At 59.5% G+C, this 18,772-nt stretch carries 11 protein-coding genes; all 11 read left to right on the plus strand.

The annotated features are described in order from the left end of the window. The first annotated feature begins 294 nt into the window (after positions 1-294). The 11 genes from aprB (at position 295) to ACYQ2T_RS13445 (ending at position 18,195) form a co-directional block, all read left to right on the plus strand. Positions 295-780 (plus strand): adenylyl-sulfate reductase subunit beta, encoded by a 486-nt coding sequence (gene aprB, locus ACYQ2T_RS13395; RefSeq protein ID WP_404843298.1) that lies wholly within the window; start codon positions 295-297, stop codon positions 778-780. Between the two features lie 63 nt (positions 781-843). Beyond that, positions 844-2,838 (plus strand): adenylyl-sulfate reductase subunit alpha, encoded by a 1,995-nt coding sequence (gene aprA / locus ACYQ2T_RS13400; protein ID WP_459901233.1) that lies wholly within the window; start codon positions 844-846, stop codon positions 2,836-2,838. A gap of 148 nt (positions 2,839-2,986) precedes the next feature. Beyond that, positions 2,987-4,225: a CoB--CoM heterodisulfide reductase iron-sulfur subunit A family protein gene (locus ACYQ2T_RS13405; RefSeq protein ID WP_404843296.1), complete on the plus strand. Its 1,239-nt coding sequence runs from the start codon at positions 2,987-2,989 to the stop codon at positions 4,223-4,225. Positions 4,226-4,231: 6 nt separating this feature from the next. Then, the gene (locus tag ACYQ2T_RS13410) at positions 4,232-6,496 is read left to right on the plus strand and encodes an FAD-dependent oxidoreductase (protein WP_459901235.1); all 2,265 of its coding nucleotides are present in this window, start codon (positions 4,232-4,234) and stop codon (positions 6,494-6,496) included. Between the two features lie 12 nt (positions 6,497-6,508). Then, the gene (gene qmoC, locus ACYQ2T_RS13415; protein WP_404843294.1) at positions 6,509-7,684 is read left to right on the plus strand and encodes a quinone-interacting membrane-bound oxidoreductase complex subunit QmoC; all 1,176 of its coding nucleotides are present in this window, start codon (positions 6,509-6,511) and stop codon (positions 7,682-7,684) included. A 60-nt stretch (positions 7,685-7,744) separates the two neighbouring features. Then, on the plus strand, positions 7,745-8,422 hold the full coding sequence (locus ACYQ2T_RS13420) for a hypothetical protein (protein WP_404843293.1): 678 nt from the start codon (positions 7,745-7,747) through the stop codon (positions 8,420-8,422). 1,434 nt (positions 8,423-9,856) lie between these two features. After that, positions 9,857-10,981 carry an integrase core domain-containing protein gene (locus ACYQ2T_RS13425; RefSeq protein ID WP_459897495.1) on the plus strand — a complete coding sequence of 375 codons (1,125 nt, stop codon included), beginning with the start codon at positions 9,857-9,859 and terminating at the stop codon, positions 10,979-10,981. A 1,389-nt stretch (positions 10,982-12,370) separates the two neighbouring features. After that, the gene (locus ACYQ2T_RS13430; RefSeq protein ID WP_459901237.1) at positions 12,371-14,041 is read left to right on the plus strand and encodes a chorismate mutase; all 1,671 of its coding nucleotides are present in this window, start codon (positions 12,371-12,373) and stop codon (positions 14,039-14,041) included. Further along, a complete protein-coding gene (locus ACYQ2T_RS13435) occupies positions 14,004-14,273 on the plus strand; it encodes a hypothetical protein (RefSeq protein ID WP_404843291.1) in 270 nt (89 codons plus the stop codon). The genes ACYQ2T_RS13430 and ACYQ2T_RS13435 overlap by 38 nt, the downstream gene beginning before the upstream one ends. A gap of 56 nt (positions 14,274-14,329) precedes the next feature. Continuing rightward, positions 14,330-16,255 (plus strand): aconitate hydratase, encoded by a 1,926-nt coding sequence (locus ACYQ2T_RS13440; protein ID WP_459901238.1) that lies wholly within the window; start codon positions 14,330-14,332, stop codon positions 16,253-16,255. Positions 16,256-16,287: 32 nt separating this feature from the next. After that, positions 16,288-18,195, plus strand: coding sequence for a SurA N-terminal domain-containing protein (locus tag ACYQ2T_RS13445; protein ID WP_459901240.1), 1,908 nt, complete (start codon positions 16,288-16,290; stop codon positions 18,193-18,195). Positions 18,196-18,772: the final 577 nt, after the last annotated feature.

Raw genomic sequence — 18,772 nt, forward strand, 5'->3', positions numbered from 1 at the left:
GCTTGTTCATTCCATCACAAGCACCGGAAAAGGCTCTGATCCCCGGCGTTTGGACAAAGGTGGAAGCCCCGAAGGGCGCAGGCTTGAGACGCGAAAGCGCCCCACCACACGAGTGGGATGGCTCTCTGAATTTGCTCGGCACCATACGCGGTTTATCCCGCGAAAAAGGTGTCAAGATACCGAAAAAAACGAGACGGCTTGGTGTCATCTCGGTTTTTCATTCTCCATCTGCTCGTGGTGGGGATGTTTTTGGAATGGTTGTTGTTTCAACCCTAATTTGTTGGAGGATTCACTATGCCTACTTATGTTGATCCCTCAAAGTGCGATGGATGCAAGGGCGGCGAAAAGACCGCGTGCATGTACATCTGCCCCAACGACCTGATGATCCTCGATCCCGAGGAGATGAAGGCCTTCAACCAGGAACCCGAAGCCTGCTGGGAGTGCTACTCCTGTGTGAAGATTTGCCCCCAGGGCGCTATCACCGCACGTCCCTACGCTGACTTTGCTCCCATGGGCGGTACCTCCATTCCGCTGCGTTCCTCCGAGGACATCATGTGGACCATTAAGTTCCGTAATGGTTCCGTGAAGCGCTTCAAATTCCCCATCCGTACCACTCCTGAAGGCTCCATCAAGCCCTTCGAAGGCAAGCCTGAGCCCGGCGACCTGGACAGCGAGCTGCTCTTCACCGAGACGGAACTCGTTGCCCCCAAGGAAGCCCTCGGCAAGAAGTTCGACGTGGCTGATGCTGACAAGACTTGGACCGTCAAGGACGTCCTGTAGTCTGATTCAAGTGCGTTACGCGCTGTCTCACGCATTAAGACATTAAGCTTAAGGAGCACGACAATGCCGATGATTCCCAGTAAAGAAGAGCCTCGTGGTATCGCTCTGGCCGAGCCGACCATTGAGGAACATGATGTAGATATTCTCCTCGTTGGTGGTGGTATGGGCAACTGCGGTGTTGCTTGGGAAGCCGTTGCTTGGGCTAACAAGTACGCCCCCGAAGCCAAGATCCTGCTGCTGGACAAAGCCTCCCTCGAGCGTTCCGGCGCCGTTGCGCAGGGCCTGTCCGCTATCAATACCTACCTCGGCGAGAACGACGCTGACGACTACGTCCGCATGGTCCGTACCGACCTGATGGGCCTGGTCCGCGAAGACCTGATCTTCGACCTCGGCCGCCACGTTGACGACTCCGTCCACCACTTCGAAGAGTGGGGCCTGCCCGTATGGTGCAAGGACGACAACGACAAGAACCTTGACGGCGCTGCCGCCAAGGCCGCTGGCAAGTCCCTGCGTACCGGCGCTAAGCCCGTGCGTTCCGGCCGCTGGCAGATGATGATCAACGGTGAGTCCTACAAGTGCATCGTTGCTGAAGCTGCCAAGAATGCCCTCGGCGAAGAGCGCTACATGGAGCGTATCTTTGTTGTTAAGATGCTCCTCGACGCTAATGAGCCCAACCGCATCGCCGGTGCTGTTGCTCTGGACGCTCGTGACAACAAGGTGCACATCTTCAAGTGCAACGCTGCTGTTGTTGCTTGTGGCGGCGCGGTGAACATCTACCGCCCCCGCTCCACTGGTGAAGGCATGGGCCGTGCTTGGTACCCCGTCTGGAATGCTGGCTCCACCTACACCATGTGTGCTCAGGTTGGCGCTGAAATGACCATGATGGAAAACCGCTTCGTCCCCGCCCGCTTCAAGGACGGTTACGGTCCGGTTGGCGCTTGGTTCCTGCTCTTCAAGGCGAAGGCCACCAACTACAAGGGCGAAGACTACTGCGAAACCAACCGCGCCATGCTGAAGCCCTACGAGGATCGCGGCTACGCCAAGGGCCATGTCATCCCGACTTGCCTGCGTAACCACATGATGCTCCGCGAGATGCGTGAAGGCCGCGGCCCGATCTTCATGGACACGAAGACTGCCCTGCAGAACTCCTTCGCGACCATGTCCCCGGCCGAGCAGAAGCACCTCGAAGCTGAAGCTTGGGAAGACTTCCTCGACATGTGCGTTGGTCAGGCCAACCTCTGGGCTGCCATGAACTGCGCTCCTGAGGAACGCGGCTCCGAGATCATGCCCACCGAGCCTTACCTGCTCGGCTCCCACTCCGGTTGCTGCGGCATCTGGACTTCCGGCCCCGACGAAGAATGGGTGCCCGAGGACTACAAGGTCCGCGCCGACAACGGCAAGGTCTACAACCGTATGACGACCGTCAACGGCCTGTTCACCTGCGCTGACGGCGTTGGCGCCTCCGGTCACAAGTTCTCCTCCGGTGCTCACGCTGAAGGCCGCATCGTCGGTAAGCAGATGGTTCGCTGGTACCTCGATCACAAGGACTTCAAGCCCACCATCAAGGAGAGCTCTGAAGACCTGAAGAAGGAGATCTACCGCCCGTACTACAACTACGAGGCTGGCAAGGGCGCTTCCACCGACCCGGTTGTGAACCCCGAGTACATCTCCCCCAAGAACTTCATGATGCGCCTCGTCAAGGCCACCGACGAGTACGGCGGCGGTGTGGGCACCTACTACACCACCTCCGAGGCTCTTCTCGACACCGGCTTCTGGCTGCTCGAGATGATGGAAGAAGACTCCATGAAGCTGGCTGCTCGTGACCTCCACGAACTGCTCCGCTGCTGGGAGAACTACCACCGCCTGTGGACCGTCCGTCTGCACATGCAGCACATCCGGTTCCGCGAAGAAACCCGCTACCCCGGTTTCTACTACCGCGGCGACTTCCTGGGCCTGGACGATGGCAAGTGGAAGTGCTTCGTGAACTCCAAGTACGATCCTGAGAAGAAGGAAACGACTGTGTTCAAGAAGCCCTACTACCAGATCATCCCCGACTAAACACTACTGAAACGGCGGCCGCAGGTACTGCCTGCGGCCGCCTGCTCAGAAAAATGGTCTAAGCCTGAGCAGCAGTGAAAGAGTTCATTGTTCAGGGTTAGGCCATTTTTCAAACTGGCCCGAACCTGATTTCGTAGGGAGGATTGAAATGCCAAACAACAGCGTGCTCGTTGTCGGTGGCGGGTTCAGCGGCATAACGGCCGCCCTTGAAGCCGCAGAAGTCGGCCACGAGGTCTTTCTTGTAGAGAAGACGCCGTTCCTGGGCGGACGCGTTTCTCAGCTCAACAAGTACTTTCCCAAGCTCTGCCCGCCTTCCTGCGGGCTGGAAATTCAGTTCCAGCGCATCAAGAAAAACCCCTTGGTCAATATTTTTACTCTGGCGGAAGTGGTTTCCGTTACTGGCTCCAAGGGTGACTACAAAGTCACGTTGAAGATCAAGCCCCGTTACACGACCCCCAATAGTGTCGATCTTACGGCGGCCGCCAAGGAACTGTCCGGATCCACCGAAAGCGAATTCGAGTTCGGCATGGGCAACCGCAAGGCTCTGCACATTGACATGCCCTTCGCCTACCCCAGCCGCTACGTCCTGGAAAAGGACGAGTGCTCGAGTAACGAGCTGAAAGAACTTGCTGATGTTGAAGGTGTAAACTTGGACGATGCCGAGAAGACCGTCGAAATTAGCGTCGGTTCCATCGTTGTCGCCACCGGTTGGAAGCCCTACGACGTGACCAACTTGACCAACCTCGGCGCCGGGGAGATCACCAACTGCGTATCCAACATGCAGATGGAACGTCTCGCCTCTCCCAACGGCCCGACCTCCGGCCAGATTGTCCGTCCTTCCGACGGCAAGGCGCCCAAACGCATCGCGTTTGTCCAGTGCGCCGGTTCCCGCGACGAGAACCACCTCAACTACTGTTCCTACATTTGCTGCATGGCGTCCCTGAAGCAGGCGACCTATGTCCGCGACACGAACCCGGACTGCGAAGTCTTTATCTATTACATCGACCTTCGTACCCCTGACCGTTATCAGAAATTCCGCGACCGCGTGATGCAGGATGAGCACATCCACACCATCAAGGGCAAAGTCGCCGAAGCTGCCGACGGTGAAAATGGTTCCGTGGTGCTGACTGTGGAAAATGCCATCGCCGGCACCAAGACCCGCGAAGAATTCGACATGGTCGTACTGGCAACCGGCATGCAGCCCACCCTGTCCGAGGAGCAGCTGCCCTTTGATGTTTCCGTTGACGAAGACGGCTTTGCCTCTGGCAATGCAGAAAAAGGCATCTTCGTTGCCGGCTGCGCCAAAAAGCCGCTTGACGTCATGAAATCTGCTCAGTCTGGAACCGGGGCCGCGATGAAGGCGATCCAGACGGTGAGAGGGAGGTAGTATACAATGGCCGAAAAAATTGGAGTCTATTTCGACGAATCCAGCGTCGGACCATACCTCAACATTGAGGAGCTGGTCGAGTACGTGAAGACCCGCTGGAGTACCCAGTGTCCTGTCGTCGCCGCTCACCCGGTTCTGCCCGGTGAAGAAGGCGTCAAGATGATCAAGTCCGACATCGACGCCGGGACCATCGACTCCGTTCTGATCTGCGGTTCGTCCCCCCGAGTTGACTGGGAATTCTTTGACTTTGGCAAAAATGTGCTGGTCGAGCGCGTCAACCTCCGCGAGCAGTGCGGCATGTGCTGCCCCGATGATGCGGAGGCCGACGCCAAGTCCCTCATGGCCAAAGACTACATCAATATGGGTGTCATCAAGCTCCAGAAGACCACTATTCCTGAGCCTGAAATGATTGACACCGTGAAGACCGTTCTCGTCGTTGGTGGCGGTTGGACTGGCCTGAACGCCGCGCTGCACGCAGCCCGTTCCGGCTACGACACCGTGCTCATCGAAAAAGAGAGCGAGTTGGGTGGTCACGCGGCCAAGCTGCACAAGACCATCCCCCTGATGCACCCCTACACCGAAGCGCACGACACCGGCATTGAAAAGCTCATCGCCGATGTGCAGGCCGAGAGCCGCATCAAGGTGCTGACCGGCACCACGCTGGCCTCCCTTGAAGGTGCGCCCGGTGCCTACACCGCCAAGTTCACCGGCGGCAAGGAAGAGAAGATCGGCGCCGTTGTCCTGGCCGCTGGCTGGGTGCCGCAGGATCCTTCCATCCTCGCTCCCCTCGGCTACGGCACCTTCACCAACGTGGTCACCACGTGGGACGTGGAAGAAATGGCCAAGAAGGGCCAGCTCCTGCGCCCTTCCGACGGCAAGCCCGCCAAGCGTGTGGCTTTCCTGCTGAACACCGAGAAGGCCGAGCCCGAGACCCTCTATCAGCCCAAGACGGAAGAAGACATTCAGGCTGAAGCCGCAGCTGCGGAAGAGGGTGAAGAAGCCGATCCCGCCGTCATCGTCCACAAGGACCTCGAAAGCGACCGCCATCTGCCGTACTCCAGCGCCGTCAACTCCGTTGTGGCTCTGAAGGAAGCTGGCTACGTCACCGAGCAGTATGAAGACGGTCAGGCCTACATCATCTACAAGGACATGATGGTTCAGGGTATCCACGAGAAGTACTACAAGGCTGCTCAGGATAACCCCGGTGTGATGATGACTAAGGGCGGCATCTCTTCCGTCAAGGAAGACGCCGACGGCAGCCTGCTCATCACCGTGACCAACAACCTGCTTGGCTACGACTTCGAAGTGAAAGCCGACATGGTCGTCGTGCCCACCGGCATCGTCCCGACCACGGCCAAAGATCCCATCATGCAGTTCGCCTACCGTCAGGGTCCGGCGTTCCCGGATCTGGACCTCTTCGACGGCTTCTGCGACTCCAACTACATCTGCTTCCCGTACGAGACCCGCCGTACCGGTGTGTACGCCGCTGGTAGCGTCCGTCAGCCCATGCTTATGGATACCGCAGAAGAAGATGCCGCGGGCGCAGCCCTCAAGGCCATCCAGTGCATCGAATCCGTGAATCACGGCGTGTCCGTGCATCCGCGCTCCGGTGACTTGACGTACCCCGTCTTCAACTTCGTGCGCTGCACCCAGTGCAAACGCTGCACGGAAGAGTGCCCCTTCGGCGCCCTTGACGACGACGAAACCGGTACGCCGAAGCCGAATCCCACGCGTTGCCGCCGTTGCGGTACCTGCATGGGTGCCTGCCCCGAGCGCGTTATCAGCTTCGACAACTACAACATCGACCAGATTGGTTCCATGATTAAGGCCATCAACGTGCCTGACGACATGGAAGCTGACGGTCCCCGCATCGTTGTGCTCGCCTGTGAGAACGACGCCTACCCGGCGCTCGACATGGCGGCCATGCGCGGCAAGAAGTGGAGCCAGTACGTTCGCATCCTTCCCGTGCGCTGCCTCGGTTCCGTCAACGCGATTTGGGTGGCGGATGCCATGTCCAAGGGCGTGGACGGCGTGATGATGCTGGGCTGCAAGTACGGTGACGACTACCAGTGCCACTTCGTGAAAGGCTCGGAGATCTGCAATCGCCGTAAGGAAAACATCGCCGAGACCCTTGAGCGCCTTGGTGTTGAGCCGGACCGCGTCGAGCAGTATCAGGTCGCCATCGACGAGTACGATCAGGTGCCTGGAATGATCGAAGAATTCCAGAACATGATTCTGGAGAAGGGCCCCAACCCGTTCAAGGGCTTCTAGGAGGAGATAGTCATGTCGAAAGCTGTTCGGATTGAACCCGATGTGCAGTTCATTAAAGAACTGCAGTCGGTAGGGGGAGACACCCTCAAGAAGTGCTATCAGTGCGCCACATGCTCAGTGGCCTGCCCGCTGGCGCCCGCAGATGCGCCATACCCGCGCAAGGAAATGGTGTGGGCACAGTGGGGCCTCAAGGACAAGCTGGTCAACGACATCGACATCTGGCTCTGCCATAACTGCGGCACCTGTTCCGACCTGTGCCCCCGTGGCGCAAAGCCGGGCGACCTGCTTTCCGCCCTGCGCAACATGGCATACAAGAACCTTGTCGAGCCCAAGATCATCGGCACCTGGATGAGCTCCTCCAAGTACCTGCCCATCCTCATCGCCATCCCGGCCCTGCTGTGGCTGTTCGTGTGGTCCCTGACCACCGGCCTCAGCATTCCCAGCGGTGAGATCGTCTTTGGTAAGGTCTTCCCCGGAGACTACACCATCGACCCCATCATGGCGTTGACCTTCTTCTTTATGGTCTTCAGCTTTGTGATTGGCAGTTCCAAGCTCATCAAGTCCTTCCAGTCGACGCCAGGTACCCTCTTTGTCGGCCAGTATGACAAGCCCAGCGTGTGGGCGTGCATCAAGGACGTTCTCGTGAACGAGATCGGCCAGCACTCCAACTTCACCAGCTGCGGCGAAGAAACCGAGGCCGATAAGGAAAAGTTCAAGGGCCATCTGCTGCTGTTCTACAGCTTCGTTGCCCTCGCTATCGTTACCGGTATCATCGCGTTCTGCCACTGGGGTGGCAAGGTCGTTGAGTTCATCGCTCCCGCCGGTCATACGCCGCTGCCGCTGTGGGCTCCGCATAAACTGCTGGCCAACGTTGGCGCCGTGATGATGATCGTCGGCCTGACGCTCCTGACCCGTCGCCGCATGAACCAGAACGAGGAGACGACCAAGTCGTCCTACTATGACTGGTTCCTGCTGGGTGTCATCTGGGCCGTAGGCCTCACCGGCATCTTCAGCGAACTGCTCAGGCTGGCCGACGTGGCGTCCCTCGCTTACCCGATGTATTACTTGCATCTGGTGTCCGTGTGGATGCTCTTCGCCTACTTGCCCTGGTCCAAACTGGGTCACGTCGTGTACCGCTCCGTGGCTCTCGTGTACGCCAGGTACATCGGTCGAGTGCCCCTGAGCTAAGCTCGGTGCAAAACAGGACTTAACCCAGAAAGACGACTTTCCTCACATAAGGAGGCTATCATGGCTGAGAGCGTAGACCGCAAGGTTTTCCCCATGTCCACCTTCGCCGCGTACCTCACCGGTGAAGAGTATGATGCCAATCGTGCCGGCATCCGTGAAATGCTGGCGTACATGACCCAGATGGATATCGATCCCACGTCCGAGCCGTTCGCCGCGGCCATTGCCAAAGCGTGGATCTACGAGCAGAACCCCGAACTGACCGGCATTAAAGGCAATGCCGAAAAGTTTGGCGCTCACGTGTCCCTGCTGCCCCTGCCGGAAGAGACCTCCAACATGCTCTCTTCCGTCGTCAGCCAGCTCAAGGACACCCAGGAGAAGAACAAGGAGCAGGCCTCCAAGATCTCCTCGCTGGAAAAAGAACTCGCCGAGACCAAGGCCAAGCTGAAAGACGCCGAAGCCAAGGTCACCACCTACGAGGCTCAGCTTGGTGAAGGCGAAAAGAAACTGCAGGTTTCCGAAGGCAAAATCGATTCCTACACCGGCAAGGTCGACGACCTGCTGGCTAAGATCGAAGAAGTCATCAAGCACGGTGTGGTCACCGCTGCCGCTGGTGAAGGCGCAGCCGCTGCCGCCGACGCCGGTGCAGACGCTGGCGCAACCGATTCCCCCGGTGAAGTCTCCGCCGACTTCGGCTTCGGCACCGACTCCTCCGACGACGGTGGCGGCTTCGGTTTCTAAACCGGACCCCATCACGCAGAAATGCACCCAAGCCCGGACCGCTCGCGGTCCGGGCTTTTTCTATGGCAGAGTGGGCCCTGCGCTGGAAGGAGGAGGTGACCTCACTCGGAGCTGTCTCGTGGCCTGTTTGGGAGGAGCAGGGCGGGGAGCCAGAGGGTGCAGGGAACAGGGCGTGCGTTGCCGGGTGGGGGAGTGGAGTGGTTGTGTCTCCGACGGCTCAAGGGCCGAGGGCCCTTGAGAATCCCATGAGCGCACAGGCCGGATGCCCTTTTAGGGGGCAGTCGTCACCCCTGACAACTCCCGCGTCTTGAGATGGGTGAAGAATGGTTTTTGGGGGAGGGAGTAGGGACCACTACAGGAAGTGTGTTGGGTGAAGCGCATGAGCTAGTTATTCGAGACGAAGAAATTGTATTGGCGGAGACCTTGCGAAAGTGTGCGTGCGTTGCCGGCGGGGGAGCGGAGAGGTTGTGTCTCCGACGGCTCAAGGGCCGCGGGCCCTTGAGAATCCCATGAGCGCACAGGCCGGATGCCATTTAAGGGGGCAGTCGTCACCCCTGACAACTCCCGCGTTTTGAGATGGGGCGAAGAATGGTTTTGGGGGAGGGAGCAGGGGCCTCTTCACGAAGTGCGTTGGGTGAAGCGCATGAGCTAGTTATTCGAGGCGAAGAAATTGTATCGGCGGAGACCTTCGTTCGAAACCCTGCCGTTTATTAGACCCTCAGCAATAATTCCAACCACCACCCTTAGCGCGAAGCACAGAAGCACCAAAGCCTTCGGACGCTTCCAAGCGTCCAGAGCGGCCTAGCCCGTGCCGCGCTCTGCCATACGCCAACCGTCAATTCCCGCGCAAGCCACCCGGTTAGCCCGCCCACACTTCTCAAACCCTCCTCCGTCAGCCCAACACTCCCCAACCACCATCCCCCCGCGCGAAGCACAGAAGCACCAAAGCCTTCGGACGCTTCCAAGCGTCCAGAGCGGCCTAGCCCGTGCCGCGCTCTGCCATGCGCCAACCGCCAATCCCCGCGCAAAGCACCCGGTCAGCCCGCCCACACTTCTCAAACCCTCTCCCGTTAGCCCAAAACTCCCCAACCACCATCCCCCCGCGCGAAGCACCGAATCCCAGAGCCTTCGGACGCTTCCAAGCGTCCAGAGCGGCCCAGCCCGTGCCGCGCTCCACCATGCGCCAACCGCCAACTTCCGCGCAAAGCACCCGGTCAGCCCGCCCAACCACAGCCTAAAAACCACGCCCGAGACCGCTCCGCACCCACCACTTCCAACAATCTGGCTCGGGCTGGAGGGGGACGGGTGTCCAGAGGGTGCGGGGGGAATGGTACAGTCCGGGTACATAGGTAACAGATTAGTCCGGGAACATGGGTAACACTTCAGGCATAGTCTGCCTGGAGGTAGCGTATGCCCTGGACAGAGGTAAGACCTATGGATGAACGGATTCGATTTGTTGTAGAGGCTGGGTCAGGAGCTGAGAACATGTCTTGGCTTTGTAGAAAATATGGCATTAGCCGAAAAACTGGCTATAAATGGCTCAATCGCGCACAAATGCATGGAATATTTGCTTTAAGCGAACACAGTCGAGCTCCGCGAAATTGTCCGCATCGCACGCCAATCGAGATGCGAGAGGCCCTCATTGCTTTGCGCAAAGCAAATCCAAGTTGGGGGCCAAAGAAAATAGCATCTGAAGTAAGCGATCGCTTTGGCCTAAGGCCTCCGGCGCCAAGTACGATTGCTTTGATTTTCCAAAAGGAAGGACTTAGCAAGCCCCGCAGACGCCGTAATGTTGTTATCCGCAACTGGCCCAACAAGCTCACTGAAGCAAGGCATCCTAATCATGTATGGACAATGGACTATAAAGGTTGGTTTGAGTTGCCCAATCGTAAGAAATGCTGGCCCTTCACTGTAATGGATCTGCACAGCCGTTACGTTTTGGCTTGTGATCCACTTGCCCAACCAGCCTTGGCCCCAACACAAGAAGCCTGTGACCGTGTTTTTTCCTACTTCGGCTTACCTCAAATTATCAGGGTGGATAATGGAATTCCCTTTGCGAGCTGTGCGGCCGGAGGAATATCGCGCCTTAGCGCCCAGTGGCTTCGCCTCGGAATAACCGTGGAATTCATTGAACCGGGAAAGCCTCAACAAAATGGTGCGCACGAACGAATGCACCGCTCTTTAAAGCGAGAACTTCGTAGAGCAGACACTCTTCGCCGCCAAAGACGCAGGTGTCAGACATGGCGGAGGATTTACAACCATAGCCGCGGTCATGAAGCTTTAGGCATGCGAACGCCTGCTGCTCTTTATGCGCCATCAAGCAGACGCCCACCAAGAATCCTTCCAGATTTCGTATACCCCCCTGAGTATATTCTGAGGCGAGTGAAGCGAAGCGGCTCCATACAATGGAGGGGACATCACAGATTTATCAGTCAAAGCCTGCACCGATGCACAGTGGGCCTTTTGCCAAACCAAAAGGGCGGTATGAATATCTATGCTGGATCAATCTTTTTAGGAGTACTGAATGATTCAGACACAAAAGGCTTAGTCAGGCCCTAGGGGCAACCTGTACCGCCAGAACCTGTTACCTATGTTCCCGGACAGAAGTGTTACCCATGTTCCGGGTTGTACAAATCCTGCAAGGTTCCCCCATCACCCTTTGGCCGTCGGAGACACGGCGACAAAATGCTGAAATCCCAGCGAAAGCACCTCTTGGCCCCGCCAACATAACGCACAACCAGCCCCGCCGTTTGTCCCATACCAACGCACTTCTCGGCACCGCCAACAGAAGCCCACCACCAACCCCCCCCCGCGAAGCACCGAATCCCAGAGCCTTCGGACGCTTCCAAGCGTCCAGAGCGGCCCAGCCCGTGCCGCGCTCCGCCATGCGCCAACCGTCAACTCCCGCGCAAGGCACCCAGTTAGCCCGCCCACACTTCTCAAACCCTCCTCCGTCAGCCCAACACTCCCCAACCACCATCCCCCCGCGCGAAGCACCGAATCCCAGAGCCTTCGGACGCTTCCAAGCGTCCAGAGCGGCCTAGCCCGTGCCGTGCTCTGCCATGCGCCAACCGCCAACTCCTGCGCAAAGCACTCGGTCAGCCCGCCCAACCACAGCCTAAAAACCACGCCCGAGACCGCTCCGCACCCACCACTTCCAACAATCTGGCTCGGGCTGGAGGGGGACGGGTGTCCAGAGGGTGCGGGGGGGAATCCTGCAAGGTTCCCCCATAACCCTTTGGCCGTCGGAGACACGGCGACAACGTGCTGAAATCCCAGCGAAAGCACCTCTTGCTCCCGCCAACATAACGCACAACCAGCCCCCGCCGTTCCTCCTATACCAACGTGCCTCTTGGCCCCGCCAACACAACTCCCAACTAGCCCCGCCATATTCCCCATACCAACGTACTTCTCAGCCCCCGCCAACACAACCCCACCACCAACCACGGCCTTCCCCACATACCTGTGCACCCCTCACCTCCGCGCCACAACAACCACCAACCCCACACTCCCGCCCTTCCATCCTCCCTCCCTATGCCGCCACATCTTCCACCTTCCCTGATCCCCGCCCCCATCCCTACAACAACTCCATCTCTCCAATTCGCCGCCACTCACCCCCACCACCCCCCTCATACACCGCCACCAAATTTTCCACTTTTTTTCCGTCTTCTTTCCGCCTCGCTTCCCCATACATCCCACACCACCCCAACAAACCTTGAAGGGCAGTGCGTGACGCGTATACTGCAGGGACGGTTTGAAGGCGGGGTGTGGGTACTGGTGCAACTGGTACAGCGCTGGAGGAGGTTAGCGCTCTTGAGTGTGTCGCGGGTGGCTCTGACGGGGTGCATTTTTGTGGCGTAAGCCTTGATACGGCTTGCTCTGCACTTGCTCCCCGGTTGGAGTTAGGATAGATAGGTGGACTTCCTTTCTGCATACCGGAAAAAATTTATGAGTAATTATACGAACGACAAGAAATTCACGAAACGTGACGGGAAGCGCTTTGAGCGCGGCCCTCAGGATAGGGACAAGCGCTCCATTACGGATGAGCTGGTTGACCTCGATCACCAGCTGACCAGCCTTTTGGCCCGCCGTACGCGGCTTTTGGCCAAGGCTGCCGGAACGCGCAAGCGCAAGGGCAAGGCCCTTGTGGACCCGACGCAGGAAAAGCGCATGCGCCGCGCGTGGGATGGCCTTGTCTCCAGACATGGCTTTGACACGGCAACCATGCGGAAACTGTTTAACTTGGCCAATGGGCTTGCGTATTCCTTTGCGCAGGGTGGCGAAGAGGGCGAGCAGACGTTTACCATGCGTCCCCGCCGCGCGCCGCTGGACCTGACCATGCCCGGTCCCTCCGCTCTGGAGGAATCCCGCATGTGGACGGCCATTGCTGGCGCGACGGGCGCAACGTGCGAAATTGCCCCCATCGTTCTGAATGACCCGCTTGTGGAGCTGGTGAAGGGCCTGAACGGCGCTGGCGCATCCATGTCGCGTGAAAAGGGCAAGGTGACCGCAGCCGGTCAGAAGCCTGATTTCCACGGCAAGACGGTGTTTGCCGGTGGCGATCCCCTGAACTTTTTCATGCTGCTTGCCATGGCGCTGCCTGAACCGGGCATCTCCATGTTCAGTGGCGGCACCGCGCTGAAGGTGATGGACCTGCGCCCCGTGGCGCATGTGCTCTCTGGCCTTGGCGTGCGTCTGACCTCGCTGGAGCCGCACTCCAACGGTGTGCCGGTGCGCATGGAAAGTGGTGGCATGACCACCAACCGCTTCCGCATTCCCGAGAATTTCCCGGCTGAAGCCGCTGCGGCAATCGCGCTGTTTGGCCCCACCTACCCGGACGGCATCGCCTTCACGTGGGATGAGGAATTCGACGACAAGGGGCTTCTGGCCCGTGTTGCCGCCATCCTCAAGGATTGCGGCGTGCCGTGTTCGTTGACGGACGACTCCTTCTCCGTGGACCGCGCAAACTTGGCCATGCCCCAGAGCGTAACCTTCCCGCTGGATCCTGTGCTGTGCACGTCGCTTTTGGCTGCGCCGCATTTTGGCAGCGGACGCGTGCACCTCGACGGCGCATGGCCCAAGAAGGACGTCGACGCTGAAAGCGCTGTGACGTTGCTGGAAAGCCTTGGCCTTGAGGTGAAGGTTTCCAAGAGCGGCATCACGGCGGAGCTTGGCGAGCGCCCGGAAGAGATCGACCTGGACGTGACGGAGTGCCCGATTTTTGCGCCGCTGGCCCTTGCTGCCGGTTTGGCGTCGCACTCTGGCGCGCGCATTCGCGTTGCGGATGATTTTGACGGCACGTCGGCCATGGAACTTGGTGACCGTCTGGGCCGTTTTGTCCGCGTGAAGCCGAACAAGGTGGTTGTTGCCGCATCCCCCAAGGGGAGCACGTGGGACGAGAGCGCCGAGGCGTGGGTGAGCCCCGCACCGGAGTGGACCATGGGTCTTGCTTTGGCCTCGTACGCCGCCCCGGGCATCAAGCTGGCGAATCCCGGCGGGCTTTCCGCTGTTTGGCCGGAGTTTTGGCAGCTCTATGTCAACGGCTTTGAGCCGCAAACGGACAAGAAGGAGCCTGAAGACGATGGACGAAAGAAAGGACGACGTGTGCGAATCGGCTGATATGGAACAGCTGTCTCAGGAGTTTGACCAGTTCAAGCTCGAAAAGGAGACGGTTGAAGCACAGATTCGCAAGCTCCGCAGCGAAGAGGACTTCGAGAAGGGAGTCTTCTTCGCACAGGATATTCACAGACTGCAGCAGGACAAACTGCGCCTTGATACGGAAATGGAAATCCGCAAGCGCCGCATGAATAGACTGCGCATGGCAGTGGCCGAGAACGGGGTTCTTCACTAGGAACCGGTATTCCGTGCGGCCCATCCGGGTCGCGCTCCAGCCCGAGAGGTAGACGCATGCCCCAGAATCTGACCCAGAAGATCATCGCCGCGCACCGTGTGGATGGCGATATGACGCCCGGCGCCGAGGTTGGTCTGCGCATCGACCAGACGCTGACGCAGGACGCCACCGGTACGATGGCGCATTTGCAGTTTGAAGCCATGGGCCTTGACCGCGTCAAGACCCAGCTCTCCGTGAGCTATGTGGATCATAACACCCTGCAAATGGGCTTTCGAAATCCGGATGACCATAGGTATCTGCGAACCGTAGCGGCCAGATTCGGCATTGTGTTCTCGCCTCCGGGAACGGGCATCTGCCATCAGCTGCACCTTGAGAACTTCGCCGTTCCGGGTGCCACTCTCATCGGCTCCGACAGCCATACGCCAACGGCTGGCGGCCTTGGCAGCTTGGCCATGGGGGCGGGCGGCCTTTCCGTTGCCCTCGCCATGGCCGGCGAGCCATACTACATCGCCATGCCGCGCGTGGTGCGGGTGTACTTGACCGGTCAGCTTACGGGCTGGGCTTCGGCCAAGGACGTCATCCTGCACGTGCTCGGCCAGCTGTCCGTCAAGGGCGGCGTGGGCAAGGTGATGGAATATTGCGGTCCCGGCGTTGCCTCGCTGTCGGTGCCGGAACGCGCCACCATTACCAACATGGGGGCAGAGCTGGGCGCAACCACGTCCATCTTCCCCTCCGACGACGTCACCCGCCAATTCCTCGCCGCCATGGGGCGTGAGCAGGATTGGCGCGAGTGCGTCGCCGACGCGGACGCCACCTACGACGAAACAGTGGAAGTCAACCTGTCCGAACTGGAACCCCTTGTCGCCCAGCCGCACATGCCGGACCGCGTGGTCCCCGTGCGCGAGCTGGCCGGGATGCGGGTGGATCAGGCGGCCATAGGCTCCTGCACGAACTCCTCGTACGCGGATCTTAAGACCGTGGCGCTGATGCTGCAGGGCAAGCAGGCCGCCCGCGAGACGGACCTGCTCATTTCGCCCGGCTCCAAGCAGGTGCTCAACATGCTGGCGGCGGAAGGGCTTATTGCGCCCCTCGTCACCGCCGGTGCGCGTCTTTTGGAGTGTACGTGCGGCCCTTGCATCGGTATGGGCGGTTCGCCTGTCAGCGCGGGGGTGTCCGTCAGGACGTTCAATCGCAATTTCGAGGGCCGAAGCGGCACGCAGGACGCGCAGGTGTACCTTGCCAGCCCGCAGACCGCGGCCATGGCTGCGCTGAACGGCGCATTCACGGACCCGGCCGAGTGGGGCGAGGCCCCGGCGAAGCCTGAACTGCCCGCGGGAACGCCCGATATTCGGCATCTGTTCATCTTCCCGCCCGAGGATGGCAGCGACGTAACCATCGAGCGCGGGCCGAACATCGTGCCGCTGGAGCAGTTTGAGACATTGCCGCAGGCACTGGAAACCGGCGTGCAGCTCAAGGTCGGTGACGACATCACCACGGACCATATTTTGCCCGCAGGCCCGCAGATTACGGCGCTGCGCTCTAACATTCCCGCCATCAGCGAGTATATTTTCTCCCGCACGGACAAGGGCTTTGTTGAGCGTATGCACGGCGCTGGGCACGGCGTCATCGTTGCGGGTGAAAACTACGGGCAGGGGTCCAGCCGCGAGCATGCCGCCCTCGGACCGCGCCATCTGGGTGTGCGGGCGGTCATCGCCAAGTCGCTGGCCCGCATTCACCGCGCCAACCTCGTCAACTTCGGCATTCTGCCGTTGGTGTTCGTGGACAAGGCGGATTACGACCGCATCGGTGAAGGGGGCGCAATTTCACTGGACACCACAGGCATCACCCCCGGTGAGGCTGCGGAAGTGACGGTGAATGGTTCGCAACGCCTTTTTGTTACAAATGATTTGACGGAAAAAGAGCTGGCTATTATTCAGGCAGGTGGCCTGCTGAATGCTGTGCGCCAGTCTCTTGCACGCTAACGCTATACACTACGACTCTATCGGGAGAATCTATGCTCGACGGAATGCGACAGAATGCCGGATCGTGGATTGTGAAGATCCTGTTCGGCATTATCATCGTTGTCTTCGTCTTTGCCTTCGGCTCAGGGACGATGAGCAACCGGGGCAAGGGCGGCACAGTCCTCGCTTATGTGGACGAAACGCCCATCCTTATCCGCGACTTCGAGATGGCCTACCAGCGGGCCGCAGAAAATTACCGTGGGCAGAATCCCGGCGTCAGCGCCGAGGAGATTCAGACCCCTGCCTTTAAGCAGAGCGTCTTTAACTCCATGGTCAATGACGTGCTCGTGAACAACGAAGCCCAGAAGCTTGGCATCACCGCCAGCGAAGAGGAAGTCCGCGCGCACATTCTCGACATCCCCGCGTTCCGCAACAAGGACAATGCCTTTGACAACGCCGTCTATCAGGCCGTGTTGCGTGGCAGCCATCTGCGCCCCGGAGAGTTTGAGGCCGACGTTGAGCGTGGCATCCGCGAGCAGAAGCTCCGCAAGCATCTCTCCCTCGCCGTCAACGTGACCGAGCAGGAAGCCCGCGACCTGTTCCGCTACGCCGGTGAGCAGGCGCGTCTGGAATACCAGCTCTTCCCCTGGCAGGACTACACCGCCAGCGTCACCCCCACCGACGCCGAAATTGACGCCTACTACAAGGCCAACGAGGAACGCTTCCGCCGTCCCGCCACTGTGAGCCTTGCGACGCTGACCTTTACCCCCGAGGCGCTCGCCTCCGGGCAGGACGTCAGCGCCGAGGAAATCGCCCAGTACTACGAGGCGAATACCTCCATGTTCAAGCGCCCCGAAATGGTGTCCGCACGCCATATTCTCGTGAAGCTCAGCCCCAACGCGCCCAAAGACGCCGTCAAGGCCGCGCGCAGGAAGCTGGCAACCGTGAAGGCCAAGCTCGCCAAGGGTGCCAAGTTCTCCGATCTGGCCGAGGAATACTCCGAAGGTCCCAGCGCTGTTCGCGGTGGCGACCTTGGGTACTTCCCCCGCAGCTCCATGGTGAAGCCCTTCGAAGATGTGGCCTTCTCCCTGAAGCCCGGTCAGGTTTCCGACCCCGTGCGCACCCAGTTCGGCCTGCATCTTATCAAGGTTGACGACAAGCGCGCCGCAGGCGTCAAGTCCCTCGATGAGGCGCGCTCCGAGATTCGCCGCATCATCGCCGAGGAAAAGGCCACCAGCGCCATGTCCGACAAGCTCGATCAGGCCCTTGAGCAGATTCTTGTCGACGACAGCGCCGAAAAAATCGCCAGCGACCTCGGTATGAAACTCCAGCAGACCGGCCCCATGTCCAAGCAGACCCTCGTGTCCGCCCTTGGCATCAGCGAAGAGGACGCCGACCTGCTGTTTGACCTGCCGCTCAGCACCGCCACCGACTCGCCTTTGAATGTGAAGGACGGCTACATCCTCGCCTTTAAGCAGGATTCCGAGCCCTCCACCATCGCGCCGCTGGACGCCGTGAAGGAACAGATTGTGGAAGCCCTCAAGCGCAAGGGCGCAATGGCTCTCGCGCAGGAAGCCGCCCAGTCCTCCCTCAAGGGCCTGACCGCTGAAGGCAACATCAAGAAGGCCGAAGCCCTCTTCGAAAAAGCCTCCAAGGTCACCAGTTCCTTCGGCCGTCAGGGCTTCATTCCTGGCCTCGGCATGAACCCCGATCTCGTCGAGACCGTGTTCACCACCAAGGAAGGCGAATGGCTGCCGCAGACCTACTCCGTGCAGAACGGAGTGCTCATCGCCCGGGTGCAGGACCGCATTGAGCCCAGCGAAGAGCTGTGGGAGCAGCAGAAGCAGCTTGTGCTCGATACCCTCACCCGCACCAAGCAGCGTGAAGTGTATCTCGCCTACCTGAACTCCCTCAGGGATAAAGCCAAGACCGAAATCGTCGAGCCCCGCGTGCTGCAATAAGCATCGCGGTCACCAACGATCACTTCAAGCGGCCTGCCGGACCACCGGCAGGCCGCTTTTTTCGTGCTGTAGCATTGGCGAGGTGGTGGCGTGCGGTGCATGGCTTTTTTGTGCTCCGCAGGCCAAAGGGCCGTGGGCCCTTTGGAATCCCATTTGCGCACGTGCCGGGTGCCTTTGTATGGAGCGGTCGTGACCCCTGTGTGGCTCTCGTCCGTGTGGGCGGAGAGTTTTTTTGGGGGGGAGGCATTGGCGAGGTGGTGGCGTGTGGAGCGTGGCTTTTTTGTGCTCCGCAGGCCAAAGGGCCGTGGGCCCTTTGGAATCCCATTTGCGCACGTGCCGGGTGCCTTTGTAAGGGGCTGTCGTCACCCCTGTGGGGCTCTCGTCCGTGTGGATGGAGAGGTTTTGGGGTGACGTTGGCGTTGTGAGAAGGGCGGTGAGAATCCCTGTTGAGGGTGTCTGGCGACGGCTGGTTATGAAAGCGGGTGAGTGCTGTGCTTCAGTGTCCACCCTTATTTTCAGGAGCGGCTTCCGCTCCTGAAAATCCTAAGGATTGTTAAGGAAATTATTTCCTTAACCC

The sequence above is a fragment of the Desulfobaculum senezii genome (assembly GCF_054657395.1).

Excerpts from the sequence above, each read along its gene's own strand:
- aprA (WP_459901233.1), top strand. The coding sequence starts at position 844 with ATGCCGATGATTCCCAGTAAAGAAGAGCCTCGTGGTATCGCTCTGGCC.
- ACYQ2T_RS13405 (WP_404843296.1), top strand. The coding sequence starts at position 2,987 with ATGCCAAACAACAGCGTGCTCGTTGTCGGTGGCGGGTTCAGCGGCATA.
- qmoC (WP_404843294.1), top strand. The coding sequence starts at position 6,509 with ATGTCGAAAGCTGTTCGGATTGAACCCGATGTGCAGTTCATTAAAGAA.
- ACYQ2T_RS13430 (WP_459901237.1), top strand. The coding sequence starts at position 12,371 with ATGAGTAATTATACGAACGACAAGAAATTCACGAAACGTGACGGGAAG.
- aprB (WP_404843298.1), top strand. The coding sequence starts at position 295 with ATGCCTACTTATGTTGATCCCTCAAAGTGCGATGGATGCAAGGGCGGC.
- ACYQ2T_RS13420 (WP_404843293.1), top strand. The coding sequence starts at position 7,745 with ATGGCTGAGAGCGTAGACCGCAAGGTTTTCCCCATGTCCACCTTCGCC.
- ACYQ2T_RS13410 (WP_459901235.1), top strand. The coding sequence starts at position 4,232 with ATGGCCGAAAAAATTGGAGTCTATTTCGACGAATCCAGCGTCGGACCA.
- ACYQ2T_RS13440 (WP_459901238.1), top strand. The coding sequence starts at position 14,330 with ATGCCCCAGAATCTGACCCAGAAGATCATCGCCGCGCACCGTGTGGAT.
- ACYQ2T_RS13425 (WP_459897495.1), top strand. The coding sequence starts at position 9,857 with ATGGATGAACGGATTCGATTTGTTGTAGAGGCTGGGTCAGGAGCTGAG.
- ACYQ2T_RS13445 (WP_459901240.1), top strand. The coding sequence starts at position 16,288 with ATGCTCGACGGAATGCGACAGAATGCCGGATCGTGGATTGTGAAGATC.
- ACYQ2T_RS13435 (WP_404843291.1), top strand. The coding sequence starts at position 14,004 with ATGGACGAAAGAAAGGACGACGTGTGCGAATCGGCTGATATGGAACAG.